The sequence below is a fragment of the Lysinibacillus sp. FSL M8-0355 genome (assembly GCF_038008985.1).
Taxonomy (GTDB): domain Bacteria; phylum Bacillota; class Bacilli; order Bacillales_A; family Planococcaceae; genus Lysinibacillus; species Lysinibacillus fusiformis_D.
The window spans coordinates 604,979-618,157 of record NZ_JBBPAI010000001.1; the positions used below are offsets into that span (position 1 = coordinate 604,979).

The window sequence follows — 13,179 nt, forward strand, 5'->3', positions numbered from 1 at the left end:
AAGATATAAAATAGATAAAGTCAAGTTAAAAGTTGATTAGTAGGTTCTTAAATTGCAGTGGCGAAAAAGCGTTTGGGAATTGAAATAGATGTAATTTTTAGGTTTTACAAACGTAGGAGGATTATTAAGATGTATAAGGAATTGTCTTCAGGTATTAAAATTAGCATTACTCGTTCGATTTCGACATCTTTTGAAGCATACTTAGCAAGTATTGGTTGGGATGAAGAGCGCTTTTCTATGGAAGACTTCATTGCAAGCTGGCAGACTTATTTTCAGGAGAATGCCGCATGGATCGAAAAAATCCCTGCTGATATATTGTTGAGTGCACAGTTTCATGAAGAGATGGCACAAAAAATCGATGAGGTCATTGCTAAAATTTTAAATGAAGAACCAACAGCGCAGCAGATCGAAACAATCGAGGCATTGCAAAAAGAGCTAGGCACAAACTATAGCTATGACTGTAAAGCAGAAGCAGCATACATTGAACAAGTATTAAAAGAAAAACAAAAATAGTTTGTACAAATATCGGATAGTTCCCTCCTTTCCCGGGCAATCTATGTAGGATCACAAATACACACGATGTATTTGCTGACATAGTACCCAAGAAAGGAGGTTTTTTACTATGTGGAAAATGTCATTTTTAACCATTATTCTTGCAACTGTATTCCTTGGAGGATGTAACTGGGGAAATAATGCAGTCGAAGATCACCCTGTTCGAGACGTCGAAAATGACGTTCGTCGTGGTGTAGACAATGTGGAAGATGCATTAGACCCGAATAATCGTGACGATGCATACGATCGCAACGTAGATGGTACTAACCGAGGTACTGTTAACGAAAATACAACATTGCCTGAAGCGACAACACCTGGATCAAATGCCGATATCAACAGCACAAACGGCTATGATAACGTACCAAATGCTAATGGTGTAAACGGTGTTGAACGTAATGACAACGTAAACAATAATAATGATATTGTCGACGATAAAGTCAAAGACACTGAAAAGTACCGTGATGGTATGAACAACCGATAACATAAAAAAGAGTGTTTCCTAAATGGAAAACACTCTTTTTTGATAAAAAGAAGCGAATACACGCGGAAGGAAGGTGAATACTCGCGGAAGGAAGGTGAATACTCGCGGAAGAAAGGTGAATACTCGCGGAAGAAAGGTGAATACTCGCGGAAGAAAGGTGAATACTCGCGGAAGAAAGGTGAATACTCGCGGAAGAAAGGTGAATACTCGCGGAAGAAAGGTGAATACTCGCGGAAGAAAGGTGAATACTCGCGGAAGAAAGGTGAATACTCGCGGAAGAAAGGTGAATACTCGCGGAAGGAAGGTGAATACTCGCGGAAGGAAAGTGAATACTCGCGGAAGGAAAGCGAATACTCGCGGAAGGAAGGCGAATACTCGTGGAAGAAAGGTGAATACTCGCGAAAGCGAAGTGTATGCCCCATGAGCGTTGCAAATACTCTCGCCAGAGAAGCGAGCCAATCAACCCTCAAAAAAATCTCTTCATGTAATCCAATAAATTTTCAGGTAAATGGTAAACGCGATTTTTATAGGTTCCTGTATAAGGGAACTGAAATTTCTGAAGCAATCGTGTAGCTGTATCGATAGAATCAATTTTGAAAAATTTACGTAACTGTTGATTAGTAATAGAATGGCTAACCAATAGTTGATAATCGAGCATGGCTTCTGCAAAAATTTCTATACTCCGATAATGACAAAATGAACATTTCCAAATGCCCCGATAGAAATACATATTATGTTGATAGGAACATTTAGGACAAAGCACACCATGCCGAAATCGTGATGGGGCAATCGAAGTTCGAATGTGAGGAATCGTTTGTTTGGAGAGAAGCCCTTGAACCAGTTGAGCTAATTGATCATCTGTTAGCATTTTTTGAGGATGCTTTTTAAAAAGTGACTGGAGATGTTGATGAAGACCTGACACATGAAAAATAGGGAGCACTTTAGAAGGATTAACGATGATCGCTGAAGGGTTTGCTATAACAACGGCACCTTCAATGGGGAGTGAGTAAGAAAGACTTTTAAGAAAACGTATATGACGCTCAGTTTGGGTAAACGCATTTGGAAATCCTTCTACTGTGCCATCTGCCTTTGTGCGTGTACATTGATGTGTGAGTTGATTAAATTCTAGTCGACCATGAATATTTTTAATTTCTAAAACGAAGATAAATTGAGAGCAAATAAAAAGTGTATCAAGCTGATGCATATGTTGAGCAGTGTTCTTGAGACACAAATCATGTAATACGAAAAAAGTATTTGGACATAGTAATTCATGCCATTCGCGGTCAACTTTTTGTTCACCAGCAAAACCTGCATCCAGTCGGCGATATTGTTCCTGATAATAGTGAAACTCAACATCATTCTTTAAAAGCCTCCTCATCACAGCCTCAAGCCATAATAATTTTAAAGGCTTCTCTCTAATAGCAATAACCAAATGTAACGCTCCTTTTTAAATAGTATTGTACTGAAAAAAGGCAGCTTGTCCAATAAAAAAACGATGCAAAACTCGCATCGCTAATCATTTTTTAATTTTGGTCGCTGCTTCATATCTTTCGTAAAGCGCTCCAGTAAATCCTCTAGGGATACACCCTCAGCAAGTAGCTCGGAAAGCAATTGTTCAGCATATTTAGAGCGTTTAATTTTGAGTGTTCCTTTTAGTAGTACTGAAACATGATCACCAATTTCTTGAACTGTATGTACGATTACCTGAAAAGGAGCGGGTTCATTATCTGGAAATGAAATAACTGCACGGACATTGCAGACTGTAGCATTTACTAAGAGCTCATCAAAGGTTGAGCGATATTGTTTTTCCATAAACAATTCTAGTATCCAAGATTGATGGCTGTTCTCCTGATTAATAATAATGCCATCGACTAAAGGGAATGGTTGTACGCCATCTTTCGTGACAAGGTCAAAGGAAAGCATTTTAAATGTTTTCATTATGTATATTCCTCCTAAGTCTGTCATTCTTTTATTATAACACATGAAGTAGTGACTGTTTGTTATGTGCACCTGTGACGATATTTCAAAACCTGCGAAAATGCTGATTTCATGAAATAGCATTTGCCATTACAGCCCAAAGCATTCAGCTAGAAAATTAAAAAAAATTAGCAAATTAAAAATGCTAATTTACCCAATTTATGCTGCAAAAAAGAAGGAAATTTATAATATCGGATTTTGCTAATGCGGACATCCTTTTGTAAGATGAAAGCAATCCAACAGAAAGGTGGTGAACGAATGAATCAAGTCGGACTGGTCGGAAGGTTTACGAAAGATCCGGTGTTACGTTACTTATCTGGAAATCGTGTACAGACTCATTTTTCATTGGCCATTAACCGCAATTTTAAAAACAATCGTGGAGAAGTAGATGCAGACTTTATTTTCTGTACAGCTTGGGGAAGGCTGGCAGAACATATCGTCAAATATTGCGGTAAAGGCTCTTTAATCGGTGCAAATGGTCGTATTCAAACAAGATCATTTGTAAATGAAGAAAACACTAAGATTTTTATGACAGAGGTGGTCGTAGAAGATATACGATTTTATCATCTCAAACAAAGGAATAGTGACGAAACGGCTATTGTACCGCCACAGCCACCGAATGAACAGGAAGACTTAAAAGATTTTGTTTTACCATAGACAAGCTATTTACATACGGAGCAAGAGAAATATCGTTGTCTGATCCGCCATTCTCCTTATATTTCTTGCACCGTAGCAACAGAAAGGAATGATGTATACACATATTAAAAAGACATTGCTGAAGACCGCACAGCAATGGCTGTTTTGACACAACTAAATAAGAATGTTTGAAGTAAGTAGGGATAAGAAGTAACGAGGTTCCACTAAAAGAGCGCCAAGAACAATGTAGCTCTTGGCGCATCTAATTACTATATGTCCAATGTTATTAGATCACGAAGTTCTTGATCTTCTAACTCGGTCAACCACTGGCTTGATTGAATGAGTTCTTCGGATAATGCAGATTTCTGCACCAGCATTTTATCAATTTTTTCTTCAATTGTACCGATCGTTACAAATTTATGGACCTGCACAAATTGTGTCTGCCCAATGCGATAAGCACGATCAGTTGCTTGATTTTCGACAGCGGGGTTCCACCAGCGATCTGCATGTAAAACATGATTAGCAGCTGTTAAATTAAGACCTGTTCCACCTGCTTTTAAGGAAAGAATAAATATAGGGAAGTCTCCTGCCTGAAAAGCCTCTACTAAGCGGTCACGCTGCTGCTTAGGCATAGCACCAGTTAAAAACGGTGCATCCACATTGTATAGTTCACTTAAACAATGCTGTAGCAATTGCCCCATTCCGATATACTGTGTAAAGATAAGGCATTGTTCGCCATTGTCCACAATCTCTGCTGCCATTTGTACAATGCGCTCTAGCTTAGTCGAACGTGCAAGCATTGTTTCGGCATCCTCGAAAGATTCCTTTAAATATAAGGCAGGATGATTACATAGTTGCTTTAACTTACTAAGCATCTTTAAAACACGTCCCTTTTTTTGAAAACCTGTTAACTGCTCTAGCTGATCGAGTGTCTCTAAAATATATCCTTCATAGAGAGAAGCTTGCTCGGCTGTTAATGGACAGTATTCGTTCGATTCTAGCTTATCTGGTAAGTTAAGCTGTAAATGGGGATCACGCTTTGTACGACGCAATAAGAAAGGTTGAATTTTAGCTCGTAACTTCTGCTTATGTGATTCAGATTCGTCTCGTTCAATAGGCAAAATAAATTCTTCATTGAAGCGGCCAAAGCTACCTAAATAACCCTTATGAATGAAATCAAAAATAGCCCATAGCTCAGATAAGCGGTTTTCTACAGGTGTTCCTGTAAGGGCAATATGCTGGTCTCCTAACAATTTACGAATGGCTCTTGATTGTAAGGTCTGCATGTTTTTTATATTTTGAGCTTCATCGAGCACAACAGTTGCCCATTCTATATTCTGTAAAAATTCAGTATCCTGCGACACAGTACCATAGGTTGATAAAATAACATGTGGTTTTTCGGCAGTCACTAGCTCTTTAAAATCCTCATCCTTAGCTCGATTTGTCTGATAATGCGTATGCACAATCAGTGAAGGGGCAAATCGAGCGAGTTCTTTTTGCCAGTTACCGAGGACTGAGGTTGGACAAATAATAATGGTTGGCTTCGTATAATCAGCTGCTGTCTCATAAATATGAAGTAAATAGGTGATTAGTTGCACCGTTTTCCCAAGTCCCATATCATCGGCTAGACATGCACCAAAACCTTGTTCGCGCATAAAGATTAACCATTCAAAGCCCTCTTGTTGGTAAGGACGTAATTCGGTTTGTAAGGATAAAGGAATCGGTACTGCTGGCAAGCCCTTCTTCTCCAAAAGCTGCTCCATATATGATTTTAATGATTGTTGTATTTCCAGTGCGAAAATTGGATCATCTCTTAGCGCATCATCGGCATCTTCTTCGAGAGGAGCAGACAAGTCTTCGGGTAATTCTCTAAACAACAATTCTCGAACAGTCCAACTTTCATCTTCTGCCTGCTGCATTAGTTCACGCATTTCGTGCATCCAATTGGCATCGACTCGGAACCATTCCGTACCTATACGAATAAATTCACGTTTCTCATCCACCAGCTTTTTAAATTGCTCAGCTGAAATCGTTTGCCCATTCATAGAAAATTGCCATTTAAACGTTAAAATATCATCTAATCCTGCTACCTTCTTTGTGGAGACATTGTTAGTTGTTACACGTACACGTAATTTGGATTGTTTTAAATCTTTTAGCCATGCAGGGAGTACAACATCAAAACCAAGTGCCTGTAATCTGGCGAGATCCTCACGTAAAAAAGACCGTACTTCTGAGTCCTCCAATGTCACACGAATAAAGGTATCACTTCTGATATCGTCATTGGATAGAAGATTCACAATTTGTTGTTGCTGTTGTTCAATTTCAGTGGCGAACATTCGCCATTTCGTAGGAAGCGCCTCTTCAATTGGTAAGGATTGCTTACGAATAGCAGGAGTCCAGTAGTTTTTTGTCGTAGCCGTGCTGAGCACTGTTTCTAATAACCAGACATCGGCTTCATCTTCTGGCTCACTTAACCGTAAAGAAACTGAAACTGTACCGGCTTGACGAGCCTGATCCAATGGCCAGCCACCACGTAAGAAAAAGGGTAGAAGTTTTGGTAAATCAGCTAGTATTAGACCAACCTGTGAAAGCTTTTGCTGAACAGCTATTTCTAATAATGCTGTATCGACGTGAGCAATAGGAAAAGTTAGCGAAGAAAAATCTTCCGCAATGACAGCGTGTGACCAAAGTGAGGGCTCCTGCCAGTATTCCTGTAACGCCAGTACTTTTCCGAGCCATTCCTTACTTTCATCATTTGCACCAAGCCAATTAATAAAGGGATGTTGGAAGCTTGATGAAAAAATATCAAGTAATTCAGCAGTAGAAACCTCAATCGTGAAATCAGTCCGACTGGTTAATAAGCCATAGACATTTGCTTCATAGGTAAAGAATAATGAAGAAATTAATGTATCGGCGTCGATTGTCGTACCATTTGCAGTAAAACCCTGCAACGTAAAATATCCTTCCCGCGCTACATCAATACGAAGTTGTTGAGTTTGGGAAAAGGCGGAAGGAGCATTTATTGTCATCATACTAAGTTTCCTTTCTCAATTTCTTCTTGTAACGCACGTAATCGTTTATATTCTGCACGAATGGTTTGCATATATGTTTCAAAATAAGCTGTTTTGCCAGCTCGTTTTGCGGCACTACGCATACTTTTCCAAATACGCACAGCTTGCTTATAATTCATACGTGATTTTTGTGAAATTTCAGCCATTGCATAGACATGGTATAAAGGTAAAACAGTAGCTGGTTCAATCTGTAAGACGTCCTTTAATCCACACATTTCTAAATAGGATAGAGATGAAGGGTTTAATTGATGGAGAGCAGCCCATTCACGGTAACGTCCTTTTTTAATTAAAAACGATGAAAATGGCTGAAGCCCATACACACCAAATGCACTGTATAACATTGCTTCCTCTTCCTCAGTAAGCTGTATGTCATCAAATAAAAGCTGAAATTGCCTTACGTACTGGGCTCTTTGAACGACTGGTACGACTTCCTGTAGGAAGGCTTCAGTCAAAGGTAATATAGCTCGTAAAATGACAGCTAATGAATAGGACTCACCAGCACGTTGAGCAAAAGTAGCCAGTTCAAATAAATCCTGCATTTGCGGTAAATCAATCTGTGCCAAATTTTCGAGCAGCAGATCCTCCTTTTGTAATAACACATAAAATAATAGCTTTAATGATTGCAAAGAAATTTCTTCCGAAGGGTTTTCTAGATTATTTAAATAAGTTAATTCCTGCTCGCGTCGAGGCTTCTCATAAAAAAGCACTGCCCAAAGCAGCATATATAGACGAAGTCGATGGGCAAACAGCCCTTGTCGTTCTAATAAAAATTCCCTTACTAGCTCTTGAATGGCATCATAAAAAGGATCAGTCGCAAAAAGACGTGACCGATTCGTTAACTCAGTAAGAATGCTTTCAAAGGATTGCATGCTTTGATCGATAAAGTATTTCATATATGGAGAATCTAATGAATGCCCAGCTGTTGCATTTAAATGCCGCCATATAGTATTAAAAATAGCTAATTCCATATAGAGCTTATAAAGGGGCTGCCATTCACGTTCAAAGGGCATATGCCGGCGAAGACGCTCCAATGCATCTGTTCTTACAGCAGAAAGCCCATAGCCCTCTAATACTCGGCCAGATGGTAATAAGCGCTTCATTACTTCATCAACCATCATCGACCAGCTTTGTGGTCTACGTTCTTCTGCTAAGGTTTTTAGCTGGACCGATTTTTGAGCACGCCAAGCACTCGACCAATTTTGCACGGAGTTAAAGTATTGGTAGAGAGCGAGTAAAGCACCTACTTGATGTCGACACCATTTAGGTTGTGGGCAGTTACAATGTAGCTCTTCCTTGTAAAAATCAATTTCAACAGAAGCGGGTCTGACATCCTGAACACTTGCATATAATATAGAACTTGTTCCATTAAAACGTTCAAAAACAATGGATTTATTTCTTACAGAAAAGACAGCACGACGCACTAGTTCTTCATCTTCCGTAGAGGAAGGATGTAGCCCTTGTTCAGCTTCTTTTAATTTAGTCAGCACAAATGCTTGATGTTCATTAGCTATTTGCGATATAGACAATGCCATAACCTCACTCCTTTCATCATGTATGGCTATGTTTAACATTGTTAATTGTAAGAATGAAAAAAAGACTGTCCTTCCATTATACGATTAAAATGCGGTAATGATAAGCTGAATGATCAGAAAGAAAAAAATGAATTCAAAGATAGTTAACAAGCCAATTGATTTGTGTTAAAATCTGAATAATCAGATAACTAGGGAGGGATGAAGGATGATGCAAGTTCAATACATGAAGCCGTTTTACACAAAAGTTACTGGAGACAAACTACGTCTCGTATTTGCTTATCAATATTTCTCTATTTTAAAAGAGAATGAGATTTTCCATTTCATTCCCATAGAAGGTAAAGAGATGATTATCAACATGAAGACACAGCAAATTGAAAATTTATCTGAGGTTTTTGTTTTCCAAAAAGGAAATCGTTTTATCCGATTACCACTTTATCAACTACTGCTTATTACGAATGTTCATGAGCATCTAGCACCAATACTTGAAAGCGCAACACCGAAGAAACAAATTCCACTTGTTTCATCTGTGACGGTTGGCGAAATCGATCAGCTTATCGCAGAACTAGAGGAGAAAAATTTTGATTATTTAATTGATCAAACATTATTGGAGAACGATAAAGAACTCTTTTTCGAACTGCTACAGCAAAAGAGCCATCAACTTGGAGGTTTAATAATTGAATAGTTGGAATGCCCAGTAAGCACCTACTTTTCAGAAATGATAAGCAGGTGCTTTTACTAAAATTTGGCATGTATCTCCAGAAAGAGAAGAATTGTATTCCAACACAAGTTACAATAGGAGAACAGCTTCATTCAACGTCTTGTCCATGGTAGGCTACTATCTATTGCCACAAAGCTGAATGAGCGACTTGCAAGTCAGCTAATCATCATCGCTCATAATGGCTATAGGTTCACTAAAAAATCTGGACACTATTAAGCTAAAAGGAGTCATGTACCTATAAATTGTTAATAATACATAAAAAATTAGCAACGATTCCCATAATGGTGATTAATAGAATAGAGAATAGGCCGATATACATATTAAGAAGGTGGTGAAAGCATGCTTGGTAAGTGGTCAGCTACGGGGATGTCGATCCTGAATAATATGAATCGGCATCAAAGTGCGATGAGTAAAGCTATGCTACGCATTTCGTCGGGGTATCGAATCAATAGTGCAGCGGATGATCCAGCTGGATTGGCGATTTCTGAAAAAATGCGTTCTCAAATTCGGGGATTGAATATGGCGGCTAAAAATATACAGGACGGCATTTCTCTCGTGCAGACAGCAGAGGGGGCACTGAATGAGACACATGCGATGATTCAGCGCATGCGTGAATTAGCAGTGGAGGCAGCCAATGACACATTAACCGATGATGATCGTGAAAAATTAGAGCTGGAGTTCCAAGAATTAAAGAAGGAAATTCAGCGACTCTCTACGGATACAGAATTTAATACGAAGACATTACTCAATGGAGATCATGAGACAAATAGCATTAAAATTCAGGCAGGGGCCAATGCAGGGCAGCATATAGAATTATTTATCAATGGTATGGGCTCTGAAGCACTCGGTTTGAAGGATGTGTCCATTGCTACTCGTGAGGATGCGGATAAAGCCATTTCTTCAATGGATGAGGCTTTAAAACGTGTATCTAATGAGCGTTCTCGTCTAGGAGCGTACCAAAATCGTTTGGAACATGCTTATAATGCTAATGTTAACACCGCAGAAAATTTACAAGCGGCAGAGTCTCGTATTCGAGATGCAGATATCGCTAAAGAGATGATGAATATGGTGAAGGCTCAAATTTTGATGCAGGCCAGTCAATATGTCTTAGCTATGCATATGCAGCAAGCACAGTCTGTTTTAAAATTATTAGAAATCGGAAAAAAATGATGAATTTCAATATTAATTGAAATTCATCATTTTTTCATGTTTATTGTGAAAAAACCTCAATGGCTAATTTCGCCGTTGCTGTTGCTTCATTTTGTAAGGGTATGATAGCCTGACGCATATTTTCTTGAACCGTCGTAAATGATTCAAGGATTGTGACGGCTTGTTCAAACAATGTCACACCGTTCCAATCATCTGCTTCGACATGACCAATAACTGGTTGACTGACAATGTCAGCAAACGCATCGATTTTTGGATCGTACGAGATGGCGATAAAAGGAGTCGCATAGATTGCAGAAAAAATGAGAGAATGTAGTCGCATCCCAATTAATAATTGAGATTGTCCAATTACTGCGATTTTCTCCTCTATGGATAAATCGGCTGGCGCAATCAAACTTTTCTCCTTCATTAGTGCAGCTACTTCCTGTGATGTTTTTAAATCATGCTCACCATGCATAGGTAAGAAGACAATTTGCTCACCTTGACGCACTAATTCGTCTAGGCTATGCGCAATTTTTTCTTTGTACGCTATGGCGGATGGCCAGTCACGCACACTTACAGAGATATAGCTATCTGCTGATAATGTGACACTTTCGAGCCATTCACTATGAAAGTCACTGCCGTTAAGTCCCATAACAGGGTCTGGCACAAGCTTAGCCTCTTTTCGCACACCAATCTCTGTTAGAAGAGATTGAGAGGCTTTATCTCGGACTGTAATTTGCTCTACCTTATTAAAGACAGAGCGAACAATGAATTTACTTAGAGAGTGATTAATCGGGCCCATGCCTTGGGCGTAAACAAATACTGGTTTTTTCAACCATTTTGCTATTTGGATAACGCCCGCATAGTAAGGAATGGTTTTCATTCCTGTTTGATCCTGCATAAGGCTACCGCCACCGCTGATAAGTCCATCTGCCCTTTTAAGCAATTGGCGTATTTCTTTCATTTTCCAACGATTCACGGCTTTGACACCGTATGTTTGCTCAGTAGCTGCTGGATTATTGGATAATACCGTGATTTCTATATCATGCTGCCACTTTTTTAGAGAGTGGATAATGGACAGCAGGATGGCATCATCGCCAACATTATCAAATCCATAATAGCCAGATAACACAACGTGCATTATGACCACCTCGCGATTGCCTTAGAAACCCAACGATAACCAATTTTGAAGATGAAGATAAACACTAGTCCTACTACAAGGCCAAGAGATACGCTGTATAGTGTACGCAAGACAGAAACAGCTACTGGGATGTGTAGGTGGGTAAATGTATTGACGATAGATAGGAATCCGATAACACCTGGTACAAGTAGGATACTACCCCATTTGCGATTAATCCCCATTACATATAACGCTAAAATAAAGAATGGGAAACCAATTAAAAATTCCTTCGTTCTTGGTCGAACATACAATGTATTTTCGAGCCATTGTCTAAAGGCTAATTCCATATCACTGACAGAGCCAGAGTTACCTGTACGGCTAATGTAAAATAAACCGATACCTGCGACAACTACTAGTAATAGCACATGCCAATATTTTAGTTCTTTGTTTAATAATGTGACGGTATTCGATAAAGATTTTTTGATGTTTTGCTCAGCTAGTCGGTTGATCTCAATTACAGTAAATAATAATACACCCATAATTGGAATGAGATAAACAAGCTTAACTCCTTTAAATACAGCAAAGCCTGTCATAAAGGCATTACCATTCAATAAGCCAATGACAATGATAATCCCAATAAGGCTAATCGCTACAGCCTTCACATATTGCACCAAGATTTTAGACATTTTCGTAGAGCCTTGCGCCGATTTGATGACTGCATAGGTTGGTGCAAGGACTGCAATAATTAGTGCAAAAGCTTGTAAGAATAGAGTACTTTTTAGAATAAAGTACGCAATAGCTAGTAACGCCATAAAGCCAGCTGCCGCTAAACGAAGAGGCATCCATTTTACTAACTCTGAAACGATAAAGGTAAATAAAATACCTGCTAATAATACGGTTGCTGTGACCCATGCTGGAACGGCAACTTTATCAAATAGCTTTGGTTCACCTGGTTGGAAATGATCGGGCATTGTCTCATGAACACCATTTAAGTATTCAATCGTGTCTTCTATATTATCTTTGGCATTGCCTGTTGTTTTAATATGATAGAAGATGGAGCGAATATTACGCTCTTTGACAGCTCGTGTTGTACGGTCAATACTTGCATTTAACTTTAATTTTGTTTCTCTGTTGACATTGATACTATGCAAACGAATCATATGATAATCCGTCATTTGAGCGATTTTACTTTCGCCTTTGAGCGGGTTGCTTTCAATTGTGTAGAAGTAATAGCCAGCGTCACTTAATTTTTCAACTAATTGATTGCCATCTTCTTGTCCAAATCCAATGGCTTCATCGCCTTGGCCAAGCAAACGACCAGCAGAAGCATCTTTTAACGCTAGTAATTGATTTACTATTTTTTCATTAGCTACTTCATTATCTGCATTTTCCACTTTAAAGATGTGGGCTAGTCCATGCTTACTAATCATATCAATTGCAGGCTGATCGTAGCCAATTGGTGTTTTTAAATCAAAATTGTGGTTAGAAGCAGGGAGGAAATAAAAAGCTTCTTCTCCTATTAGTACTTCCTCTGGTTCCATGCTTTCCATGATAAGCTTCTGATAACTTTCATTTTCAGGCACTCGAATATAATAGCCACCCTTAGTGATATCAACAGCATCTTTATAAGGTGTAAATAATAATTGCGCTGCTAATTCGCTTTCTTTATAAACCGTAATTAAGTTTTGTTTTTCCATTTCCTTTAATGTTAAAGGCTCTAGACTTACCGTATTCAGTCCAGCATCCTTTAAGGAGGAAAGGATTTCTTCCATTGTTAAATCGCTATTTTTTTCTGCGGTTTGTATTTCATGATAGGGAATGACAATTTCATAAGCATTATTCGATTGCTCAGCATTCCACCTCATCATCATACCTGTGGAGGAAACGATGAGTAAAAGAACAATGATTCCCCAAAGCCATTTCTGTTTCGACATAAGTGTCCT

At 38.8% G+C, this 13,179-nt stretch carries 11 protein-coding genes; 5 read left to right on the forward strand and 6 right to left on the reverse strand.

Annotated elements, in window-relative coordinates; translation table 11 throughout:
- Positions 1 to 129 precede the first annotated feature (129 nt).
- Positions 130 to 513 (forward strand): hypothetical protein, encoded by a 384-nt coding sequence (locus MKY46_RS02900; protein ID WP_036124467.1) that lies wholly within the window; start codon positions 130 to 132, stop codon positions 511 to 513.
- A gap of 109 nt (positions 514 to 622) precedes the next feature.
- Positions 623 to 1,033 carry a hypothetical protein gene (locus MKY46_RS02905; protein WP_036124468.1) on the forward strand — a complete coding sequence of 137 codons (411 nt, stop codon included), beginning with the start codon at positions 623 to 625 and terminating at the stop codon, positions 1,031 to 1,033.
- 466 nt (positions 1,034 to 1,499) lie between these two features.
- Here the strand turns inward: MKY46_RS02905 and MKY46_RS02910 are convergent, their stop codons facing one another.
- The gene (locus MKY46_RS02910) at positions 1,500 to 2,465 is read right to left on the reverse strand and encodes a nuclease-related domain-containing protein (RefSeq protein WP_340833718.1); all 966 of its coding nucleotides are present in this window, start codon (positions 2,463 to 2,465) and stop codon (positions 1,500 to 1,502) included.
- 80 nt (positions 2,466 to 2,545) lie between these two features.
- Positions 2,546 to 2,971 carry a YwpF family protein gene (locus tag MKY46_RS02915; RefSeq protein ID WP_036124472.1) on the reverse strand — a complete coding sequence of 142 codons (426 nt, stop codon included), beginning with the start codon at positions 2,969 to 2,971 and terminating at the stop codon, positions 2,546 to 2,548.
- Between the two features lie 297 nt (positions 2,972 to 3,268).
- On the opposite strand from MKY46_RS02915, the gene MKY46_RS02920 reads away from it, so the two are divergent.
- Entirely contained in the window at positions 3,269 to 3,667 is a 399-nt protein-coding gene (locus MKY46_RS02920; RefSeq protein WP_036124475.1) for a single-stranded DNA-binding protein, read from the forward strand.
- 248 nt (positions 3,668 to 3,915) lie between these two features.
- Here the strand turns inward: MKY46_RS02920 and MKY46_RS02925 are convergent, their stop codons facing one another.
- The gene (locus MKY46_RS02925) at positions 3,916 to 6,678 is read right to left on the reverse strand and encodes a DEAD/DEAH box helicase (RefSeq protein ID WP_340833720.1); all 2,763 of its coding nucleotides are present in this window, start codon (positions 6,676 to 6,678) and stop codon (positions 3,916 to 3,918) included.
- On the reverse strand, positions 6,675 to 8,249 hold the full coding sequence (locus tag MKY46_RS02930; protein ID WP_340833721.1) for a hypothetical protein: 1,575 nt from the start codon (positions 8,247 to 8,249) through the stop codon (positions 6,675 to 6,677). Before MKY46_RS02930 ends, MKY46_RS02925 begins: the two co-directional genes overlap by 4 nt.
- A 205-nt stretch (positions 8,250 to 8,454) precedes the next feature.
- Between MKY46_RS02930 and MKY46_RS02935 the strand changes: the two genes are divergently transcribed.
- Positions 8,455 to 8,931, forward strand: coding sequence for a transcriptional regulator (locus MKY46_RS02935; RefSeq protein ID WP_340833722.1), 477 nt, complete (start codon positions 8,455 to 8,457; stop codon positions 8,929 to 8,931).
- 375 nt (positions 8,932 to 9,306) lie between these two features.
- On the forward strand, positions 9,307 to 10,137 hold the full coding sequence (locus MKY46_RS02940) for a flagellin N-terminal helical domain-containing protein (RefSeq protein ID WP_036124319.1): 831 nt from the start codon (positions 9,307 to 9,309) through the stop codon (positions 10,135 to 10,137).
- A 40-nt stretch (positions 10,138 to 10,177) separates the two neighbouring features.
- Here the strand turns inward: MKY46_RS02940 and csaB are convergent, their stop codons facing one another.
- Both csaB and MKY46_RS02950 read right to left on the reverse strand, forming a co-directional pair.
- A complete protein-coding gene (gene csaB, locus MKY46_RS02945) occupies positions 10,178 to 11,257 on the reverse strand; it encodes a polysaccharide pyruvyl transferase CsaB (RefSeq protein WP_340812548.1) in 1,080 nt (359 codons plus the stop codon).
- Positions 11,257 to 13,170, reverse strand: coding sequence for a DUF5693 family protein (locus MKY46_RS02950; protein ID WP_340833724.1), 1,914 nt, complete (start codon positions 13,168 to 13,170; stop codon positions 11,257 to 11,259). Before MKY46_RS02950 ends, csaB begins: the two co-directional genes overlap by 1 nt.
- Between the last annotated feature and the right edge of the window lie 9 nt (positions 13,171 to 13,179).

Coding starts and splice junctions, on each gene's coding strand:
- MKY46_RS02930 (WP_340833721.1), bottom strand. CDS start 8,249: ATGGCATTGTCTATATCGCAAATAGCTAATGAACATCAAGCATTTGTG.
- MKY46_RS02915 (WP_036124472.1), bottom strand. CDS start 2,971: ATGAAAACATTTAAAATGCTTTCCTTTGACCTTGTCACGAAAGATGGC.
- MKY46_RS02935 (WP_340833722.1), top strand. CDS start 8,455: ATGATGCAAGTTCAATACATGAAGCCGTTTTACACAAAAGTTACTGGA.
- MKY46_RS02905 (WP_036124468.1), top strand. CDS start 623: ATGTGGAAAATGTCATTTTTAACCATTATTCTTGCAACTGTATTCCTT.
- MKY46_RS02920 (WP_036124475.1), top strand. CDS start 3,269: ATGAATCAAGTCGGACTGGTCGGAAGGTTTACGAAAGATCCGGTGTTA.
- MKY46_RS02940 (WP_036124319.1), top strand. CDS start 9,307: ATGCTTGGTAAGTGGTCAGCTACGGGGATGTCGATCCTGAATAATATG.
- MKY46_RS02950 (WP_340833724.1), bottom strand. CDS start 13,170: ATGTCGAAACAGAAATGGCTTTGGGGAATCATTGTTCTTTTACTCATC.
- MKY46_RS02925 (WP_340833720.1), bottom strand. CDS start 6,678: ATGATGACAATAAATGCTCCTTCCGCCTTTTCCCAAACTCAACAACTT.
- csaB (WP_340812548.1), bottom strand. CDS start 11,257: ATGCACGTTGTGTTATCTGGCTATTATGGATTTGATAATGTTGGCGAT.
- MKY46_RS02900 (WP_036124467.1), top strand. CDS start 130: ATGTATAAGGAATTGTCTTCAGGTATTAAAATTAGCATTACTCGTTCG.